The sequence below is a fragment of the Enterobacter sp. Crenshaw genome, from assembly GCF_024734705.1.
Taxonomy (GTDB): domain Bacteria; phylum Pseudomonadota; class Gammaproteobacteria; order Enterobacterales; family Enterobacteriaceae; genus Enterobacter; species Enterobacter asburiae_B.
Map to the genome: position 1 here is coordinate 3,993,903 of NZ_CP102932.1, position 17,464 is coordinate 4,011,366.

At 56.5% G+C, this 17,464-nt stretch carries 24 protein-coding genes; 4 read left to right on the forward strand and 20 right to left on the reverse strand.

Annotated elements, in window-relative coordinates; translation table 11 throughout:
* Complete coding sequence (locus NWV12_RS18950; RefSeq protein WP_029742197.1) at nucleotides 1-396, forward strand: tail fiber assembly protein; 396 nt, start codon at nucleotides 1-3, stop codon at nucleotides 394-396.
* Here NWV12_RS18950 and NWV12_RS18955 read toward each other — a convergent pair.
* The 17 genes from NWV12_RS18955 to NWV12_RS19035 all read right to left on the reverse strand — a co-directional run bounded on the left by NWV12_RS18955 (nucleotide 380) and on the right by NWV12_RS19035 (nucleotide 10,340).
* Nucleotides 380-976, reverse strand: coding sequence for a tail fiber assembly protein (locus NWV12_RS18955; RefSeq protein WP_048980215.1), 597 nt, complete (start codon nucleotides 974-976; stop codon nucleotides 380-382). The two genes, NWV12_RS18950 and NWV12_RS18955, sit on opposite strands and share 17 nt — an antisense overlap.
* Nucleotides 976-2,058 (reverse strand): phage tail protein, encoded by a 1,083-nt coding sequence (locus tag NWV12_RS18960; RefSeq protein ID WP_101744684.1) that lies wholly within the window; start codon nucleotides 2,056-2,058, stop codon nucleotides 976-978. The genes NWV12_RS18955 and NWV12_RS18960 overlap by 1 nt, the downstream gene beginning before the upstream one ends.
* Nucleotides 2,055-2,663: a phage tail protein I gene (locus NWV12_RS18965; protein WP_101744685.1), complete on the reverse strand. Its 609-nt coding sequence runs from the start codon at nucleotides 2,661-2,663 to the stop codon at nucleotides 2,055-2,057. Before NWV12_RS18965 ends, NWV12_RS18960 begins: the two co-directional genes overlap by 4 nt.
* A complete protein-coding gene (locus NWV12_RS18970; RefSeq protein WP_048981247.1) occupies nucleotides 2,656-3,564 on the reverse strand; it encodes a baseplate assembly protein in 909 nt (302 codons plus the stop codon). The genes NWV12_RS18965 and NWV12_RS18970 overlap by 8 nt, the downstream gene beginning before the upstream one ends.
* Before the next feature lie 5 nt (nucleotides 3,565-3,569).
* The gene (locus NWV12_RS18975; protein WP_033146688.1) at nucleotides 3,570-3,920 is read right to left on the reverse strand and encodes a GPW/gp25 family protein; all 351 of its coding nucleotides are present in this window, start codon (nucleotides 3,918-3,920) and stop codon (nucleotides 3,570-3,572) included.
* Entirely contained in the window at nucleotides 3,917-4,558 is a 642-nt protein-coding gene (locus NWV12_RS18980; protein WP_048981246.1) for a phage baseplate assembly protein V, read from the reverse strand. Before NWV12_RS18980 ends, NWV12_RS18975 begins: the two co-directional genes overlap by 4 nt.
* Nucleotides 4,559-4,670: 112 nt before the next feature.
* On the reverse strand, nucleotides 4,671-5,138 hold the full coding sequence (locus NWV12_RS18985; RefSeq protein WP_048981245.1) for a phage tail protein: 468 nt from the start codon (nucleotides 5,136-5,138) through the stop codon (nucleotides 4,671-4,673).
* The gene (lysC, locus tag NWV12_RS18990; RefSeq protein WP_231926973.1) at nucleotides 5,101-5,346 is read right to left on the reverse strand and encodes an Rz1-like lysis system protein LysC; all 246 of its coding nucleotides are present in this window, start codon (nucleotides 5,344-5,346) and stop codon (nucleotides 5,101-5,103) included. Before lysC ends, NWV12_RS18985 begins: the two co-directional genes overlap by 38 nt.
* Nucleotides 5,234-5,647, reverse strand: coding sequence for an Rz-like lysis system protein LysB (gene lysB, locus NWV12_RS18995; RefSeq protein ID WP_071891638.1), 414 nt, complete (start codon nucleotides 5,645-5,647; stop codon nucleotides 5,234-5,236). Before lysB ends, lysC begins: the two co-directional genes overlap by 113 nt.
* An 8-nt stretch (nucleotides 5,648-5,655) precedes the next feature.
* The gene (locus NWV12_RS19000) at nucleotides 5,656-6,165 is read right to left on the reverse strand and encodes a lysozyme (RefSeq protein ID WP_048981243.1); all 510 of its coding nucleotides are present in this window, start codon (nucleotides 6,163-6,165) and stop codon (nucleotides 5,656-5,658) included.
* Nucleotides 6,149-6,370: an HP1 family phage holin gene (locus NWV12_RS19005; RefSeq protein WP_029741404.1), complete on the reverse strand. Its 222-nt coding sequence runs from the start codon at nucleotides 6,368-6,370 to the stop codon at nucleotides 6,149-6,151. Before NWV12_RS19005 ends, NWV12_RS19000 begins: the two co-directional genes overlap by 17 nt.
* Nucleotides 6,361-6,564 carry a tail protein X gene (locus NWV12_RS19010; protein WP_023309248.1) on the reverse strand — a complete coding sequence of 68 codons (204 nt, stop codon included), beginning with the start codon at nucleotides 6,562-6,564 and terminating at the stop codon, nucleotides 6,361-6,363. The genes NWV12_RS19005 and NWV12_RS19010 overlap by 10 nt, the downstream gene beginning before the upstream one ends.
* Before the next feature lie 179 nt (nucleotides 6,565-6,743).
* Nucleotides 6,744-7,184: a DinI-like family protein gene (locus tag NWV12_RS19015; RefSeq protein WP_048981242.1), complete on the reverse strand. Its 441-nt coding sequence runs from the start codon at nucleotides 7,182-7,184 to the stop codon at nucleotides 6,744-6,746.
* A gap of 109 nt (nucleotides 7,185-7,293) precedes the next feature.
* Nucleotides 7,294-9,483 (reverse strand): replication endonuclease, encoded by a 2,190-nt coding sequence (locus NWV12_RS19020; protein ID WP_048981241.1) that lies wholly within the window; start codon nucleotides 9,481-9,483, stop codon nucleotides 7,294-7,296.
* A 1-nt stretch (nucleotide 9,484) separates the two neighbouring features.
* Nucleotides 9,485-9,706 carry a TraR/DksA family transcriptional regulator gene (locus NWV12_RS19025; RefSeq protein WP_045404086.1) on the reverse strand — a complete coding sequence of 74 codons (222 nt, stop codon included), beginning with the start codon at nucleotides 9,704-9,706 and terminating at the stop codon, nucleotides 9,485-9,487.
* Nucleotides 9,706-9,933, reverse strand: a complete 228-nt coding sequence (locus tag NWV12_RS19030) for a DUF2732 family protein (RefSeq protein ID WP_029741400.1) — start codon at nucleotides 9,931-9,933, stop codon at nucleotides 9,706-9,708. Before NWV12_RS19030 ends, NWV12_RS19025 begins: the two co-directional genes overlap by 1 nt.
* Before the next feature lie 68 nt (nucleotides 9,934-10,001).
* Nucleotides 10,002-10,340 carry a DUF5347 domain-containing protein gene (locus NWV12_RS19035; protein ID WP_033146696.1) on the reverse strand — a complete coding sequence of 113 codons (339 nt, stop codon included), beginning with the start codon at nucleotides 10,338-10,340 and terminating at the stop codon, nucleotides 10,002-10,004.
* A gap of 227 nt (nucleotides 10,341-10,567) precedes the next feature.
* Here NWV12_RS19035 and NWV12_RS19040 point away from each other — a divergent pair, with 227 nt between their 5' ends.
* Nucleotides 10,568-11,143: a phage repressor protein CI gene (locus NWV12_RS19040; protein WP_047060318.1), complete on the forward strand. Its 576-nt coding sequence runs from the start codon at nucleotides 10,568-10,570 to the stop codon at nucleotides 11,141-11,143.
* Between the two features lie 282 nt (nucleotides 11,144-11,425).
* The gene (locus NWV12_RS19045; protein WP_033146698.1) at nucleotides 11,426-12,595 is read left to right on the forward strand and encodes a DNA repair protein; all 1,170 of its coding nucleotides are present in this window, start codon (nucleotides 11,426-11,428) and stop codon (nucleotides 12,593-12,595) included.
* Here NWV12_RS19045 and NWV12_RS19050 read toward each other — a convergent pair whose 3' ends face one another.
* Nucleotides 12,596-13,360 (reverse strand): siderophore-interacting protein, encoded by a 765-nt coding sequence (locus NWV12_RS19050; RefSeq protein ID WP_048981239.1) that lies wholly within the window; start codon nucleotides 13,358-13,360, stop codon nucleotides 12,596-12,598. It lies immediately after the preceding gene.
* A 146-nt stretch (nucleotides 13,361-13,506) separates the two neighbouring features.
* On the opposite strand from NWV12_RS19050, the gene NWV12_RS19055 reads away from it, so the two are divergent.
* Complete coding sequence (locus NWV12_RS19055) at nucleotides 13,507-14,001, forward strand: PadR family transcriptional regulator (RefSeq protein ID WP_029741394.1); 495 nt, start codon at nucleotides 13,507-13,509, stop codon at nucleotides 13,999-14,001.
* Here the strand turns inward: NWV12_RS19055 and NWV12_RS19060 are convergent.
* Complete coding sequence (locus tag NWV12_RS19060; RefSeq protein ID WP_101744686.1) at nucleotides 13,998-15,557, reverse strand: methyl-accepting chemotaxis protein; 1,560 nt, start codon at nucleotides 15,555-15,557, stop codon at nucleotides 13,998-14,000. The genes NWV12_RS19055 and NWV12_RS19060 overlap by 4 nt on opposite strands.
* Nucleotides 15,558-15,893: 336 nt before the next feature.
* On the reverse strand, nucleotides 15,894-17,414 hold the full coding sequence (locus tag NWV12_RS19065) for a PAS domain-containing methyl-accepting chemotaxis protein (protein ID WP_048981235.1): 1,521 nt from the start codon (nucleotides 17,412-17,414) through the stop codon (nucleotides 15,894-15,896).
* Nucleotides 17,415-17,464 lie beyond the last annotated feature (50 nt).

Sequence of the window (17,464 nt, forward strand, 5' to 3'; positions counted from 1 at the left end):
ATGATTTATTTTTCCAAGTCGTCAAATGGCTTTTTCCTGGACAGCATAAACGACAATATGCCTGCTGATATCGTCGAAATTAACGCTGATTTATACAACGCCCTAATGGCGGGACAGCAAAATGATGGGAAGGTTATCGAATCAGATGATGATGGATATCCAATTCTTGTATCGCCCAAAGTTGACCACATTGCACAGGCAGAGAATCAGCGCGCGCAATTGCTGGCAACGGCTGATAATGTTACGGCAGACTGGCGGGTTGAGTTAATGCTGGGTGATATCAGCAATGAGGACAAAGCAAAATTATCATCATGGATGGACTATAAGAAGGAAGTGAAAGCCGTCGATACGTCGACGGCTCCTGATGTTAGCTGGCCTGTTAAACCGGCGGTGTAGGCCATTTGATATTTGGTGCAGCGTCAGGAATGACAGCTTGCAATTCCTTTATGTAGGTCAGCCAGAGCATCAGGCTGGCCTTATCTTTATCATTGATAATGCCTAACTGCAGTTCGGTCTGCCATATATTGATCGTTGTTTGCGCCTCTGAAAGTAACGCAACTTTTTGTTGCTCCGCCGCTTCCACGTCCGCCGCGTGCTGCGCTTTAGTATCAATCACCCACTCATTACCATTCCACGTGTCATGATATGTCGCAGGTGCCAGCGTGGTAGTGCCGTCAGGGTAATCCCCCGGTGCTGTGATGACAATCACTTCGCCTGTTTCAGTGCTGTATACCGTTTCACCACGGTGATCAGCCATATATTCCCAAGCTGTAAAATCTGCCTTCCGGCATATGGTAAATCCCTCTTTGTCTTCGCCCGGAGAGTCAATGCATGATTTAGCCGGAATGCCGACGCCGACCGGCAAATATTCAACCGAGGAGGAAATATATTCGCGCGTCTCACCATCGTAGTTAAACACGGTGATTTCCCCTGCCATCGTGGCGATCATGTCCTGATTTAATTCAGCTTTAGCCATCATGCAGCCCTCACGATGTAGTTAAATGCGATGTTTCGCGCACGAGTTTCAGTTGCAGTGCGGACTGCGCGTGATGCATCAAAAGACCAGTTACAGGCACCATATCCAACAGCAGGGCCGGGAGCAGGAGACAAACCAACGGAACCTAGCTGGTCGATTTGATTAAACGGACCAGTGTACATCGTATCTTGAAATAGCTGGGTTCTTCCCAACGTCCCGACAATATTTTGAATAGCATCCCCCTGAGCCGACAGTAAGCTACGCCCGGAATCAACTCCACGTCCATCATCCCAGCCACGGATAAACTCCCCGCGTAAGTCTGGAAGTTTCAAGGTTGGATAAGCCAGAGCCAATTTAGGGTACTGGGAGGCTGTGAACGCCGCTCCGTTGCATTTAAGCCACCCCGTCGGTGGAGTTGCTGACGGCCACGGAACGGGGACGCCAACCGGCAAAGCAGAGCCTTCTCCCAAACCAAGGTTTTTGAGAACCTCAGCGCTTAACCCCGCATCGGCAATTTCTTTTAACGCATTGGCGATTAAAGGGTACTGTTTATGCGGATTATCAGCAGCAATATGCTTTTTCATCTGATCATCAGCGTAGCCCTTTACCTCAATAACTTTATCGTCAACGTACTGACGCGTTGCCAGCACAACCGACGGATCAATTTTCAGGGAAATTGATGACGTGCTCGACACAATGAGAATCATGCGGATGGTCTGCGTGCGGCCACTGCCTTCCTGCAGCTGAGGCTTATATGTCTCCGGGCAGTTAGCCACGGCGATCAGAATGCCGTCGTCGTCATAGAGACCGATCTCTCGGATCCAGAAACCGCCCTCATTCTCGGGAATAATCTGTTCAGCGATGATCTGGCTGGTATTGTTTGGGTCAACAGCGAGCAGGTTCAGCGGCGCTATGCGTTTTTGGTTGACGAGCTTCGTCTGCGCCGGGTCGGGGGTTGGCAACGTTCCGTTGGCGTCGCCTACCGCCATTTGCGTCAGGTTGAGTTGCGTACCAAGTGCCGTCGCGTTAGCTAGCCGCGCCGCGCCCTGATTCGTCAGTATGGCAAAATATTTTGCGGTCATGCGTTCACTCTCAGGTTATCAATCAAATGGATGGCCGAGGCCAGGTAATAATCACCACTGACAATAAGTTCCTCAGTGGTATAGGGGTAAACAGCCAGCGCATCGCCGTGATAGCATCCTGCGCCGACATAAAACTCTCCCGTTGAGCTCAGGCTGATAGCCAGCCCGGTCATGTGTCTACTTGCCGGTTTGGCATCCTCAATGAGCCGTTCAAGCTCCTGATACATTTCGTCAGTGATGCCGTTATCAAGCACACCGACAACCAGACGGAATGTGCCAGGCTCCTCACCGAGCTGCCACCACTCGCGCACCTCAATCAAAAAGCCAAGCGGTTCCACCACACGACGCAATGCGCTGATGGTTCCTTTGTGCTGATGGACGAAAAACGAGGACATAATGACGCTGCGCTTCGTGCTCTCCGGCCACGCCTCATCCCAACGGTCTACCGACAGCGCCCATGCCAGGTAGGGAAGTAAATTCACCGGGCACGCGCTGGGGTTCCATAAGGTGCGTAGCGGTACCGGCACTCGTTCAATATTCGAGAGCGCAGCGGCAGCGGCGACTTCCAGCGGCGAGGATCCAACGGGTAACAGCCTTTCACTCATCCGAACCCCCGATCGCTATCTGATACGAGGTACAGTTCGAGGCCTGCGACTTACTCAGTACAATGTCAGAGTGGGGAGATTCCAGTTCCACGCGCTGCACGCCTTCAACGTGAAGTGCTGCATAGATGGCCGAGAGACGAATATCGCGTCCAAGGCGATGCTGCGCGCTGATATAATTCCGCAGCTTCTGCTCTGCAGCTTGCCTGATGGGTTCAGCTTCTGGTCCGGGATAAACGTAGAGCGTTGCGTTTATCTTGTAAGGCACAATTTCGGCTGACTGGACAGTTACACGATCGCCGACCGGGCGGACGGTTTCAGCGTTAAGCGCTTTTTCAACAACCGCCAGTAGTTCAGGACGAGCGGTACCATCCCCCTCACGGGATAACACCGAAATCGTCACGTATGCGGGCTGAGGGCTTTCAACCGAAACGTCAGCGACCCGCCCGTCGGCGCTTCGACCATGATATTCATAGGCTCCAACCGGTCCCGCGACGCTCAACCCTTCAAAGGCCTGCTGCGCACGCAGTCGCAGGTCAGCATCAGACTCCATGACGGCAGCCGTTGGCGGAATGGTAGTGACATCGCCCGGGGTGATGGTCAGGCGTTCGGTATTATTGTTTCCCGCAATAACGTCCAGATCGTGACCGGAAGAATAGGCCAGCGTCACGGCCAGCGCAGCCTCATTAACCCGCTGGCGCCAGATAACTTCCCGGTAGGCATTCTCCTGCAGCAGCTTCACAATCGGCTCGGATTCCAGCGTCAGCGTCCGTGCAATCGCCTCTCGCTCCTCTTCCGGATAGAGCGAGACAAAGGTGGCCTTTCGTTCTGCCAACAGCGTTTCATAATCCACCTCCTCCACGACATCAGGCGCGGCGAGCTGGCTCAGATCAACAATAGCCATAGCGTTTAACTCAGTGAAATGGTGATAGAAAAGGATTGCCCGGAGGTCGGGCGCGTGCCGGTGATATCGACATACAACGTCCCGTCGTTCTCCGAACGCTCGAAAGTGATGGCCGTCAGGCTTATTCGCGGCTCCCATTTCTGGATGGCGGAATAACAGGCGGCCATGATTTGCAGACGCAGCGCCGGGCTCTGCGGCCTGTCGATCATCGCCGCCAGCAGCGAGCCGTAATCCCGCCGCATGACCCGCGAGCCAATCGGCGTAACCAGAATGTCGCGCACGCTTTGGCGGATGTGTTCCGCCTCTGAAAGGCTAAGCCCGGTCTGCCTGTTCATCCCCCTGTAACGCACCGTCATTGTGTCCCCTTAGTCCAGCTTCCGCCGCTTTGCACACTGCCGTGCGCGTGGTTATCCACCTGCACCCCGTTGGAGGTGAATTTACCGCCGGAATGCTCAATATTTCCGGCCATCACACCGCCCTTCTGCACTTCAAGAGAGGCAGTAATTAACTTGTTAGTGCACACCACTTCAGGCGTATCCAGCGTGATGCGGGACGTTGACGTCACCCTCACCTCCGGCACGGTGGCGGTCAGCGATTCAGAGGCGGTAATATCGGCCGTTTTAATGCCTGTAACCGTCAGCGACCCGTGACCGGGTTCGTACTCGATGACCGCCCCGTCAGGAAACGAGACGTGGAACGCATCAGGCGACCCGGACGGCGCCGGATGGTCGTCAGAGAAAATGCCGGGCAGCACAAAGGCGGTATCAAGCTCGCCGCCGATGGCCAGCAGCAGCACCTGTTCCCCCTCAGAAGGGGCCCACCAGACGCGCGAACGTCCCGCACGACAGGTGAGCCAGTTCAGCCAGGTGGTTTTCATCCCGCCGGTCTGGACACGACAAAGTCCTCTGCTGAGGTCAACATCGGTCACAACACCGATACGAATAAGATTGCGGATCGCGCGAGCGATGCCGTTCATGGAAGTTAATGTATTCATGAGAAGAGAATGCCGTTCAGGAGGAACGGCAGCAACGAGACGGGGTTTTCTGCGGGATGATACAACAAGCGGTCCAGACGGCAGTCGGATGGCGGCCTTCAGCGCGAGGAAATTACTCCTCCCACTGGCTGACCAGCTCGCCGTTAACGTACAGCGCCTTCGGACGCGTGACGGGCTCCGGCAGCGGCGGCTCGGGGGAATACGTCGCGTGCAGAGCGCCCTGCTCCTGGGAAACAAGAATACGCTCGGTTAATTGCACGCTGATGGTGATATTCATCGTATCGTCATCGTTTAAGACGATCGCGAAGGTGTAACCGTTTTTACGGCCTTCATCGAGGGTAAAAATATCCGGCTGGTTTTCCCGAAGCCAGGCCAGCACCGGGACGAAAAATCCCTCGCTGTCGCCGGTGAAGCCGCTAACCTTCACGTTCAGCGTATACCGCTTTTCAAAGGAGAGCGAGGAGGCCTGGCGGGCGTCAATATTGCCGCCTCCGACCGACATCTGCAGGCGCTCCGGGTTGGCATTGAGTTGGGGGATCGCGTCAATTAATGCCTGACGCAGGCTCTTGAGTTTGTGCATCGAGTTTATCCTGACAGTCTTTAATGGTTTCAACCTGCAGCGCGCAGGCGATAAGGGCGTATTCCAGCCTGCGAATATCCGCGCTGAGATCGCCGTTAGTGGCGGGTTCGCTCCCCGGCATCGGGCAGCGGCTCACCTTCGGGCAGGCGTTGTAAACAATGGGCTGCAGAGGCGCAGGCGGTGCGGGTGTGCAGCCTGCGGACAGCATCAGGCAGCTGAGCGGTATACCAGCGGCGTAACGCTTCATTTTCATTGAGTAATCTCCCGATAGTCGCTTCCCGTCTTGCCCTCTCCTCGCCCGCGGTGACAAGCTCCTCACGGAGCCTGACCTGGGCGTTTTCATTTGCTCTGGCCATTCGCTGCGACAGGGACAGCTGCTGATTAAGCGTGGCGAGGGCCGTTTTTTGCTCGCTGGCGACCCGGTTGGCCGCGGCTAAGGAACGGGACAGGTTCAGGTTGTCATGACGAAGCCACAGCGCGATGGCCAGCAGCCCGGCCAGCGCCAGCATGAGCGTTCTCACGGCAGCCCCTTCATGCACCAGGCCTTCTCGCGGACGCGACGGTTTTCCAGCCCGGCATTTTTGACGCCGTTGACGTACACCCAGCGGGTAAGCTGACCGCATGCCTGCGGCCACTGTTTACGTTTGATAAAGGACACCAGCGTCGAACGGCAGGCAGCGCCTGCGCCGACATTAAAGGTAAAACTCACCAGCGCGTCATAGACCCGGGGCGGCATCTCTACCGGTGCACACGCCGCCAGACGCCGCTCAACATTGAGCACATCAGCAACCAGGTTTACCGCAGCCTCACGCTCGGTAATGTCCCGCGTCGGCACAACGTTTGCCGTGTGGCCAATGCCGGACGTCCATACGCCGGCGCTACACCGGTAGGGCGAGAGGCGACATCCTTCGAGGTCGGCAATCAACGCCAATCCTTCCGGGGACGTTTTCAGTAATCGAAAGTCAGGCATCAGCACCGCCAGGGCCAGCACGCCGGCGACGCTGCAACGCTTAATGATTGAGTTCACGAATGCTCTTCTTATCGAGGCCAAGAGACTGGAGATAGCGCCAGGTTTTTCGCTTAAACCAGTAATTCGTTAATGCGGTAAAAATGGCGCACAGACTCCCCACGTACAGCGCGACTTTTTCAGGAGACATCGCCCCGAACCATGCCAGCGCCACGGCCAGCCAGTAGGCGATAAACGTGGTGATTTTCTCCAGGCTCAGTCCCATAGGTTTACGGATTCTTTTGTGGGGGCGCTATTCACCTCCGGCATCTCTACCGGCGTGCCGTGAGGCAAGATAACGCCTAACTCCGCGAGGCCAGGATTGGCCTTCAGAACGGCTTCAACGACTCCAGCCGTGCGCCCATAAAAGCGGGCGCAAACGGCATCAAGCGTGTCCCCTTGCATTGCATAGATTTTCATCAGACGCTCCCAACATCCGGTTTCCAGGTACCGTAGAGTTTCCCGGGCCAGCAGGCTTTTCGCTATCGCTGACGGATGGACAATCGCGGGCACAACAGATCGTCCGCGAGCGGCGAAGCGTGGTTCAACGGAAGCGCAAAACAGGAATGAGGGTGTTGGTACGGGTGATGACGCCGGGGCTAGCGCCAGCTCTCGTCTTCCCAGACTTCCCGGAGGATAGCGTCCAGCGCCTCGCGATCGGCTTCTTTTTCAAGCCCCTGGAGTTCGACCCCCGTCACCGATCCGATTTTCACGTTCACCCGCGATGACGGAAACAGGGATCGTATTCTGCGGGTCAGTTCGCACTGAAAGGCCTCAGCGACGGCAGGGTCAATCTGCTGATCTTTATCGAGAGTAATGTTCACCCGAACGTTGCCCTCTTTTTTGATTCGTTCCGGAACAGGCGATGCTGAGAATACAACGGTAAATGCGTTGTTCTTGATTAAATTTCCCCGCGCAATCTCAGCAATCAAATTCAGGGCAATCTCACGATCTCTTTCCTGACACGTTCCTTCCGTCGTCAGTCGCGCAATCAGCTCGACTCGTTCAATCATGACCTGCTCGTTCAACTCTCTGTCCACACAACCTCCACCACGAGATACTGTATAAACATACAGTAGCACGTATTCACAAAAAGAGTGAAGCGAAAAATCAGAACCCTTCACGGTATGTACATGATATGGATGGAGATTAGCGTGCCCTCTGAGCGAAGAGATCCGTTAAAAGCCCAATACGTTCAAGGATTTTCCGCGCCTTTTGCTGGTAAGAACACGGTGCCGGAAATAGCGATCCGTCAGCTGCGCCCCTGCACCATTTATCGTTAAAGCGGCTGATGCCTCCCGCCATCAGATGCAGGGCTTCTGCCCGGCTGATGGCTATCCCGGTGGCGAGCCGTATCTCATCGATCACCTTCTCCGGTACCCCGTTCTGCGGGTCGCTCGCGAAGACGACGGGCGCTGTCGCGCCAGGGCGGATGAATTTGATGCGTTCGGTTAACGCCCGCCTCGCACGTCGGCTGAGGGGTTGAGAAAGATCGGTCTGCGTACAGTTATTGACAGAACTCCGAGAGGATACGGGCGCGTCCTTAAGATCCGCGGCCCGCTTCGGCACAATTTTCCACTGCGTGAGCCGGGTTAAAACTGGGCTGCCCGCGCCAACGGCAGAATCGTACACGCCGCGGATGCGGACCGTTTCCTCGCCGTACTGGTTAAACCCGGCGCGCGGCTCATACAGCGTGCGCACCTGTAAATCATCGCGACGCACAAACGGCCCGCCCTGCGCAGTAACGTAACCCGCCCAGTCCCCGGCGTCGGCAGCCTCCTGGACGGCAGCAAACTCAACGCTCAGACCGCGCGCGGCCTCGGCATCCACCAGACGCCGCAGCTCGCGGTAGACCGTTACCGGCGCGCCGCCGATGAACTGAAACTGGCGAATGTGCCAGCGCCCTGCCCAGGCCGACACGGCGGACGCCGTCTCCTTCAGCAGACCACCGCTTTCGTTATCGGTCTCGCCATCGAGCGCATAGCCGTCGATATTCTTTGAGATGTATTTGGCGATATAGCCGGTAGCGCTGCCTTTCTGCGGATCGATCGCGTCCGCGTGAAAGCGCGCCTGTCTGGCGCCTTCGCTCTGCAGCTCGGCAGCATCCTCCTGCCGGGTATAATCCCCAATAATCCGGCGAACGCATTCGACGTCTTCCGGCAGCATAAACATCAGCATGTGCCAGTGGGGCGTACCGTCGTGATGGGGTTCCGCAACGCGGATACCAAAGATACGGCGCCCGTCCCGGTGCAGTTTTGCCCGGATGCGCGCCCACAGGCGGGTAAAGTAGAGTTGCGTATCCGCCGGGCTGGCCCCGTTCCACTTCGCGTTGGGGAAGCCTGATTTCAGCGTCGCGTGATACTGCGCGGGCGCGGTTAAGGTATAGAACTCGCCCACGTAGCCAAGCGCCTCACAGATATTTTCAAACCCGCGGATACGGGTCATCAGTTCACAGCGACGTATCGCCGGGTTGGCCACCGAGCTGTCGTATTTTTCAATCAGGCTGATGCGGTTGCCCTCTTCATCTTCCAGCTCCATGCCCTTGAGAAATTCGCGGGTGCGGCGCTTCTGCTCGCGCCACTCGGTCACGCAGCGTTTGCTCGCATACGCCGCTTTTCGCTTGCTGACGTTGCCGAGGGCAATCTGCAGATGCTCGCGCCAGGCAGCCGCGACCCGACGCAGACGCCCGCGCCACCACGCCTCGGAAAACATGCGGATCACCGCCGCGGCAACGTCATCTTTGTTGAAAAACGTCTTCGACACCCGCTCCCAGTGCGGAGGCGACACGTTGAACTGTCGGGCGATCAGTCCGGCGCGCTGATACCAGACGTACAGCGTCTGGTATTCACCCATCTCAGCATCGTTAATATTCGCCAGCTCGCCGCGAATAAAGCTGGCGATATCTGCGGCCAGCAGGTCGATGTCCGCGCGGGACATATCCGGAAGGCGGTTATAGCGGGCCACCAGTTCGACCATCCGCGAGGCGAGGTATTGCAGAAGCTGAGTGTCGAAATGGCCGTCAAACACGGCCCTCGAGACCTCGTCGTGCAGGCCTGTGCAGGCATAGCGTTCAGAGACCCGCCTCAGACGGGGTAACATCCTTTTGCAGAAGCGGATCAAAAAGGCGTTAGCCTGCGGGCTGCCCCTATGCTGTTCGAGGGCGTCAACCGTGCGCCAGACCTCGAAGCGTACGCAGTCAGGCTGCTGTGAGAGGGAAATTCTTGCCTGCTGCAGCGCCGCGAAAAGGCGATCGCGGCGCTGCTGTTGGGCGTGGGTGAGATAAGGGCTGGCAATGGCCGACCGTGGGGCATTCCACGGATAAGCAAATGACGTAGCCAACTTATCCTCCCCGGACGTGTTTATTTTTCATCTCCGCGATCTCCTGGCAGGTCACGCACAGGGCTACCCCAGGCACCGCTATTCGGCGCGCCTCCGGTATCGGGGCCTCGCAGTCCTCGCAGAGGAAACGCGAAGGCGATGCGGGTCGTCTGCGGGCGCGATTAATGTACCGCTCTCTGTCCTCCTGCTCGCGCGCCTGCGCAAGATCGATAAAATCGGCCATCAGTGCAGCTCCTGGGATTCACGCTCGTAGCGGGCCGCCTCGTGGCACAGCAGTTCGGCAACGTCTTCTCCGCTCATGCCGGTTTTGTAGATATGGCTCGCCAGGGCCTCCAGACGCAGGGAGACCGCGAGGGCTCGCGCGCATCGTTCCTCTGTTTTTGCCTCTGCCAGCAGGCGCTTCAGTTCTTCACTTCCGGTCGGATAAGGGCGGTTTTCACTGTTTCGCATCACGCGTTCTCCTTAAATTCAGGCAAAAGGATGCCCGGCGGGTTTACGCCATTAGTTTTTGGGTTGGGTTATATCGGCATGGTCAGCCGTTCAGGAAATAAACTCACGACAGCACGAAAATGATTCATGGCGTTAATCAGCGCCCTTTTCTCCTCTGTGGTTAGCTCACTGAGCTCGCACTCATGACGGGCGACGGGCAATCTCGCCAGGAAAAAGAGGGCGGCCAGCGCCCTGCTGTTCTCCTCAAAACAGGGATCGCGCTTATCGCGCAGTTCAGCCATAAACCGCGCCAGCTCTTTTCCGCTATCGCTCCCGTATCGGGCGCGCAGTTCAGCGATGTGGTTAAGCCCGCTAAGGCGCGCTCCCACGCTAAGTGGAACCCTTGCACGGGCAGCTTCTATCGCCATATCTCCCCTCGCGTAAACTCACGCACGCTAGTGCGCTGAAAACGGGCACAGCACGGTTTTTTCCGCCGTTTGATGATTGCGATTTCAGATGCCATGCTGCATGATTCCCATTTTGATAATGTCTGCAATCATTAGCCTCTGTTTGCCAACGCCTGCCGCTGATTGCCCGAATTTGTAATGATACTAATACCCAAATGAGTATTAGTAAACACCCAAAGGAATATATTTTGATTTTAGATTCTCAAGTGAATAATGAAGAGTTACTCGATAGAATCTGTCAGGTATATGGTTTCACGCAGAAAATCCAGCTGGCCCGGCACTTTAATATCGCCGCCAGCTCGCTTCAGAACCGCTACGCGCGCGGTACCGTCTCTTACGACTTTGCGGTTCAGTGCGCGCTGGACACCGGTGCCAGCCTTCGCTGGCTGATGACCGGACAAGGTGCACAGTTTGAAGGTCACCCCGCGCCGGGCGATCCGGTTTCGGTTTCCACATTCACACTGAGTGATGGAAAGCTGGAAGAAAATACCACTTTGAGTATTGACTCTGGTTTCTTTAGCAAACCGCTAGCTCGCGGCATCGCCGTTCGGGCGGAGGGAAAGCTGCACTTTATTGAAAAAGAAGCATCGTTAACCGACGGCCTGTGGCTGGTTGAGATTGAAGGCACTGCCAGCATCCGCGACCTCACGCTGCTGCCGGGTAAAAAACTCCACGTGGCGGGCGGCAAGGTTCCGTTTGAATGCGGTATCGACGAGATAAAAACGGTGGGGCGCGTGGTGGGGATTTACAGCGAGGTTAATTGAGGGTGGGTCGGATGCATTCGCCACCAAAGGTGGGGCGCTCGCTTTCGGGTAGGACACGGAAAAACCCGAGGCAGGGGAAAAAGAGGATCGACGCACATTAACAAGGCTGGTGAAGGTGTGGCATGTCGCTCTATCGGGTTTACCCCATAATGAGAGCACCACACATCAACTCATTAAAGAAATCCCCCATCGCGCCGATCATCATCCGTGTGTATTATTTCCTGTAGCTTTTACAACAACTAACCTTAACTCAAATACTTAAGCGCCAAAGCGAAAGGCATCATGAGCACACCGATCAAACGGCTAGAAATCATTAAAAATGCCATTGAACTGGAAGATGATGACATCATCCAGAGCCAGCTGACACGCCTGAAAAATGAAGCGTTTGACGATGAGCTGCAGGCAATCGTCGTGGCGCTTGAGGAGAAGAACTACACCGCTGCGATGGCGGCAATTACCGCCTGGCTGCAGGGCCAGCGCGCCGTAACCCAGTGGCGAGATCCGCAGGTGGCCGCCAGCAAGCTGGAGCTGAAGGCGCTGGAAGAGCGTCTACGCGATCTGATTGACCGCCGCAACGCCCGGGTGCAGCAGCTTGATGAGTTCAACGATCTCTATTTTTCTCGCCTCGGACCGCTGATGCAGCAGATCCTCGCCCTGCGTAAAACGCTGGCCGAGCTCAATCTGCGCCGTCAGCAGGCGGAAGCGCGTCGTCGCGAGGAAGATTACCGTCGCTGCCAGCGCTATATGGCGCAGGCGGTAGAGGTGCTGGCGACGCTCACCCAGCGCTGGCGCGATCTCCCGGCCGACTCCGTGCAGGCCGCTGAGGCGCGTAAGCATCTTGAACAGCAAAGCAATCTGATTGCCAACCTGCTGGCCGAAGCGCTGGAGCTGGAGAGCGGCTTAACGCGCGAAGAGGAGCCTGCGCGTCAGGCGCGCGACGACGCTAACGAAGAGTACGAGAAGTATCGCGAGCAGCATCACGATGCCGAAGTGCGGCTGCGCAAGGGCAAGGATCTTTCGGAAGAGGATCGGAACGAGCTTAAGCGCCTCTGGCGGCAGGCGAGCAAGCTCTGCCATCCGGATCTGGTGGCGGACGACCTGAAAGAGGAAGCTAACGCGATGATGGTCCAGCTCAACCAGGCAAAGCAGCGTGGCGACGTTAAAACCATTCGCTCACTGGTGGCCCGCCTGCAGCAGGGCTTTGAGCCATTGATGGCAAGCGACAGGCTGAACGATCTGGAACGTATCCGCAAAAAAATGGCGCAGGTTCGCGAGCAGATAGACATTTTAGTGAACGAGCTGGCAGAGCTGGAGAAAGAGGAGTCCTGGCTTCTGGTCTCGTCGCTCAACAATATGGAAGCTTACTTCGCTCAGCAGGAGAAAGCGCTGCACGAGGTCCGCGCCTCGCTCGAACATCAGGTGAGCGAAGCGCAGCTGGATTCCGCCGCCTGATTATTTGGCGTGCCAGTATGCGCTGGCACGCACCAGTTGCTGGTCAATCGCGTCGGTTTCAAACTGACGGCTCAGCGTCTTCACTACCTTCCCTTCCCCGGTCAGCCAGATGAAGTAATCTTCACCAGGAACGGTCAGCGCCGCCAGATGGTCCGCTACCGCCTGCTCGCTATGGCCCACCACCCAGGTGATTTCGAACTCGCTCAGGTGTGCCAGATAGTCTTTATAAGATTCGTCCCCGACCGTCACTACCGCATGAACCTGCGGGCGAACCGGCAGTTTAGCAATGTTTTCTAAGCGTCGACGCAGCGCGGGCATGCCGGACTCGTCGCACACGTACAGCTGCCAGGCGTAATCCTCCGGTACCACCAGCGAACCGCGCGGACCGCCGATGGTCAGCCTGTCTCCCGCTTTCGCCTCGACCGCCCAGCGGCTGGCAATGCCGCCGTCGTGAATGAAGAAATCGAGTACCAGCTCATGGTTTGCCTCGTCGTACAGCGGCGTGTAGTCGCGCGTCTGAGGACGTACGCCGTCACCCCAGTCGATGCCTTCATCGGTGACCACCGGCGGTACAAATACCGCCCCAGGAGCCGGGAAAAAGACTTTGGTATGGTCGTCGAAACCGCGGGAACTAAAGCCCTCCAGCTGCTCGCCGCCTAAAACAATGCGCTGGAAACCCGCGCTGGCGCGCTCAACGCGGAGCACCGTCAGCTCGCGAAAGCGCAGGTCATTACGAACACGCTGTGGGTAACGGGTAGATGCCATTTTTAGCCCCTCTCTGGTGAATACGATATATCTAAATCAATTTTCAAATGATAATGATTACTAATAAGTAAAAATGCAAGATCTTTTAGATTGCATCTGAATATATCTTAGATATAGTTTAGATATATCAAATTAAGAGAGCTACTATGCGACACGAACACGACAGCGGCGGGCGCCGACCGCGCTTTTTCGGCCACGGCGATCTGCGGCTGGTGATTCTGGATATCCTGACCCGCAGCGCGAGCCACGGCTACGAGCTGATCAAAGAGATCGAGAACCTGACCCAGGGGAATTACACCCCGAGCCCAGGAGTGATCTACCCGACCCTGGATTATCTTCAGGATCAGACCTTTATCACCATTACGGAAGAAGAGAACGGTCGTAAGACGATTACGATTACCGCTGAAGGACAACGCTGGCTGGACGAAAACCGGGAACAGCTGGAACAGATCCAGGTGCGTATCAAAGCGCGTTCCGTCGGTTTTCAGCTGCGCAAAAACCCGCAGATGAAGCGGGCGCTGGATAACTTCAAAGCGGTGTTAGACCTGAAGGTGAATCAGGGAGAGCTCAGCGACGCGCAGCTCAAGCAGATTATCGGCGTTATTGACCGCGCGGCGCTCGAGATCTCCCAGCTGGACTAAGCCGGAGCGTGCTCGCTCACGCGGAAGACGCGTACCAGCTCCTTCAGGTGCATCGCCTGTTCGTTAAGCGATGCTGCCGCCGCCACGGACTCCTCCACCAGCGCGGAGTTCTGCTGGGTGGTGGCGTCAATCAGGCCAATCGCGCTGTTAATCTGCGAGATACCTTCCGTCTGCTCGTGGCTGGCCTGGCGGATTTCGCGCAGGATCACGTCCATCTCTTCCACGTTGCCGACCATCCCGTTGATCAGTGCACTCGCTTTTTCAACCAGGTTCATCCCGTCCTGGGTCTGGCTGGTAGAGCTCTCAATCAGCTCGCGGATTTCGCTGGCAGACGACGCGCTCTTCTGGGCAAGCTGGCGAACTTCACCCGCCACCACCGCAAAGCCGCGACCGTGCTCGCCGGCGCGCGCCGCTTCCACCGCCGCGTTCAGCGCCAGAATATTGGTCTGGAAAGCAATAGCGTCGATCAGGTCGATAATGTCGGACATCCGGTTCGACGTCTCGTTAATCAGGCGCATTTTGCTGGTCACCTGCTTCATCATCTCGCCGTTGTTTTTTACCACCGTGGCGGCATCCGCCGAAAGGTTGGTCGCTTCCCCGGTATGCGAGGCGGTATTTTTCACCGTCGCGGTGATCTGCTCCATCGAGGCGGCGGTCTGTTCTACAGAACTTGCCTGCTCTTCCGTGCGCGCGGCCAGATCCTGGTTCCCGGCGACAATCTGCGCGGCTGCGCTGGAGATATTCTCCGAGCCGGTTTGCACCTGCTGCACGATGTCCAGCAGTCGCGTTTTCATCTCCATCAGCGCATGCAGCAGCAGACCCGTTTCGTCTTTACCGTGTGGCGTGATGCTGCCCGTCAGATCGCCCTCAGAAATGGCTTTTGCAAAATGCACCGCCTCGCCGAGCGGACGAGTGATAGCGCGCACGATAAACCAGCCAATCAGGCTGCCTGCCGCAATGCTAAAGAGCGTGAGCAGGATCAGCAGCAGGCGGTTAGACCTGAAATCCCCTTCCACCTGCGCGCCTGCACTTTGCATCTCGCTGTTTTGAATGGTAATCAGCTCCTTCACCTTCGCTTTATAAGCCTGCTGCACGGCGAGGGTAGTGGTCATCATCTCCTGAATAGCGCCCGCACGGTTGTTGTTCTGCACCGCCTGCAAAATGCGGTAGCGCGAGTCCAGATACTGCTGGCGCACGCTGCGGATTTCCGCCAGCACCTGCTGAGACTTCTGATCCTGCAACGCGTTGTTCAGCTCGCCCAGGATCACCGTGATGTGCTCGCTGATCTCTTTCAGGCGCTGCTGAGATTGCCCCGTATAGGTGCCCTGCTCGTCCAGCAGCATCAGCTGTTGAGTGCTAATAAATTCCTGGAAATTATCGATTAACTGGTTCGCTTTTACCGTGGTCGGATAATCGCTGGTAATAATCGATTGCATCCCGTTATTAGCCCGATCCAGACTCAGCAGAGACAGGCTCGCACTGATGGCCATCAGGACAATAAAGAACCCGAACGCCAGAAATAATTTCGTGCCGATCTTTACGTCATGTAAGAACATATTTTCTCCATCGATGTGATTATTTCTCAGACGATCGCTGTTATCGGTAACGATTTCGCTAACTTTATGAGTTTGATCGTTTTTTTATTTAATAACCCCCGCAATGCATAGGTGTAGGCTATTAATATGGCCTCATCGATCGTTACCAGACCGTCAAACGGGGTATTTTCGAAATAGCATTCTGAAGAACTGACTTAGGCAGGAATAAATAACTGAGGCAATTTCTTTAGTTATTTAATATTAAATTAACAATAAACCACATTAATAGTCACAATCAAAAAATAAAACGCCGCTTATTCCTTACGGAATAAACGGCTTTTTTGGAACATTACTGACTCAGTGGAGCACAGTCACCGCATCCTTGAGGCGTCCGGCGCGGTGCTTCACCATTGCAGAAATGTGGGCGCTCTCCTCGACCAGGTCGGCGTTTTTCTGCGTGATGCTGTCGAGTTCGGCCACCGCGCGGGTCAACTCTGACAGTCCGGTTGCCTGCTCGGAGGTCGCGTGGCTGATCTGAGCGATAAGCTGCGTCACGTTTTTCACCTGCTCGACAATATCATCCATCGTGCGGCCTGCGGCGTGAACCTGCTCAGAGCCGGACTGCACCTTGCTGGCGCTGGCATCAATGAGTTTACGAATATCATTGGCGGCACTGGCGCTGCGGCTGGCGAGATGGCGCACTTCGCCCGCGACCACGGCAAAACCTTTTCCCTGCTCTCCTGCCCTTGCCGCTTCAACCGCCGCGTTCAGCGCCAGAATGTTGGTCTGGAAAGCGATATCGTTAATCAGGGAGGTAATCGAGCCAATCCGCTGCGTGCTGTCGGCAATGTCATCCATGGTTTTGACCACGGTCTGCATCGCGTTGCCCCCTTTCGTGGCCGCGCTGCTCGCGGCCACGGAGAGTTTATCCACCTCGGCGGCAGTTTCAGAGTTACTCTGAACGGAAGCGGCCATCTGGTTCATTGTTGCAACGGTCTGCTGCACGTTCGCCACGGTCTGACGCGTGCGATCGTTCAGATCTTCATTTCCCTGCGCCAGCCTGTCGCTGCCGTCACGGACGCTCACCACCTGGCTCGAGACGTCATTGATTAACCAGCGGCACATCAGGCCCAGCTGCCCGACCGCGCGCAGCGTCAGCCCGAGCTCGTCGCTGCGGTTCAGATGCTGCACGCTGTTGCGCTCACCGGTTGCGACCTTCAGGGCCTGTCGCGCCACATTCTCTACCGGGCGGACAATCTGTTGCTCAAACAGCAGCGTCCCCAGCAGCATCACCACCGCGGCAGCAACGAGCGGCATCCACCCGGCGGAAGTCGCGATCAGCGTGGCGGCGAGAACGGCAAAAAGCGCCGCCATCACGCTGCGTACGCGCCAGCGCAGCGGCATTGCCGGCAGTTTACCCAGCCAGCCTTTTCCAACCACCAGCCCCTTGTGCACGCGTTTCTTACAGCTCCCGTCGTTCAGCGCCCGGTAGAGCGGCTCCACGATCGCAATCTCTTCGGCTGTGGCTTTGGTGCGAATGGACATATAGCCCGTCACCTGCCCGCGGCGCACCATCGGCACCGCATTCGCACGCACCCAGTAGTGGTCGCCGTTTTTGCGCCGGTTTTTGACAATTCCGCTCCACGGCTCGCCCTGCTGCAGCGTGTACCACATATCGGCAAACGCGGCTTTTGGCATGTCGGGGTGGCGGACCAGATTGTGCGGCTGGCCCGTCAGCTCATCAAGCTGGTAGCCGCTCACCTGCACAAAGGTGTCGTTGGCGTGTGTGATGTAGCTGTGGACGTCTGTGGTAGACATTAAGGTGGTGTCATCGTCCAGAGAATATTCATTCTGGGTGACGTAGGTTGGAGAGGACATCGTGGGCATCCCTTGCAGGTTATTTGAATGTTAATTTTGTGGGTCAATGT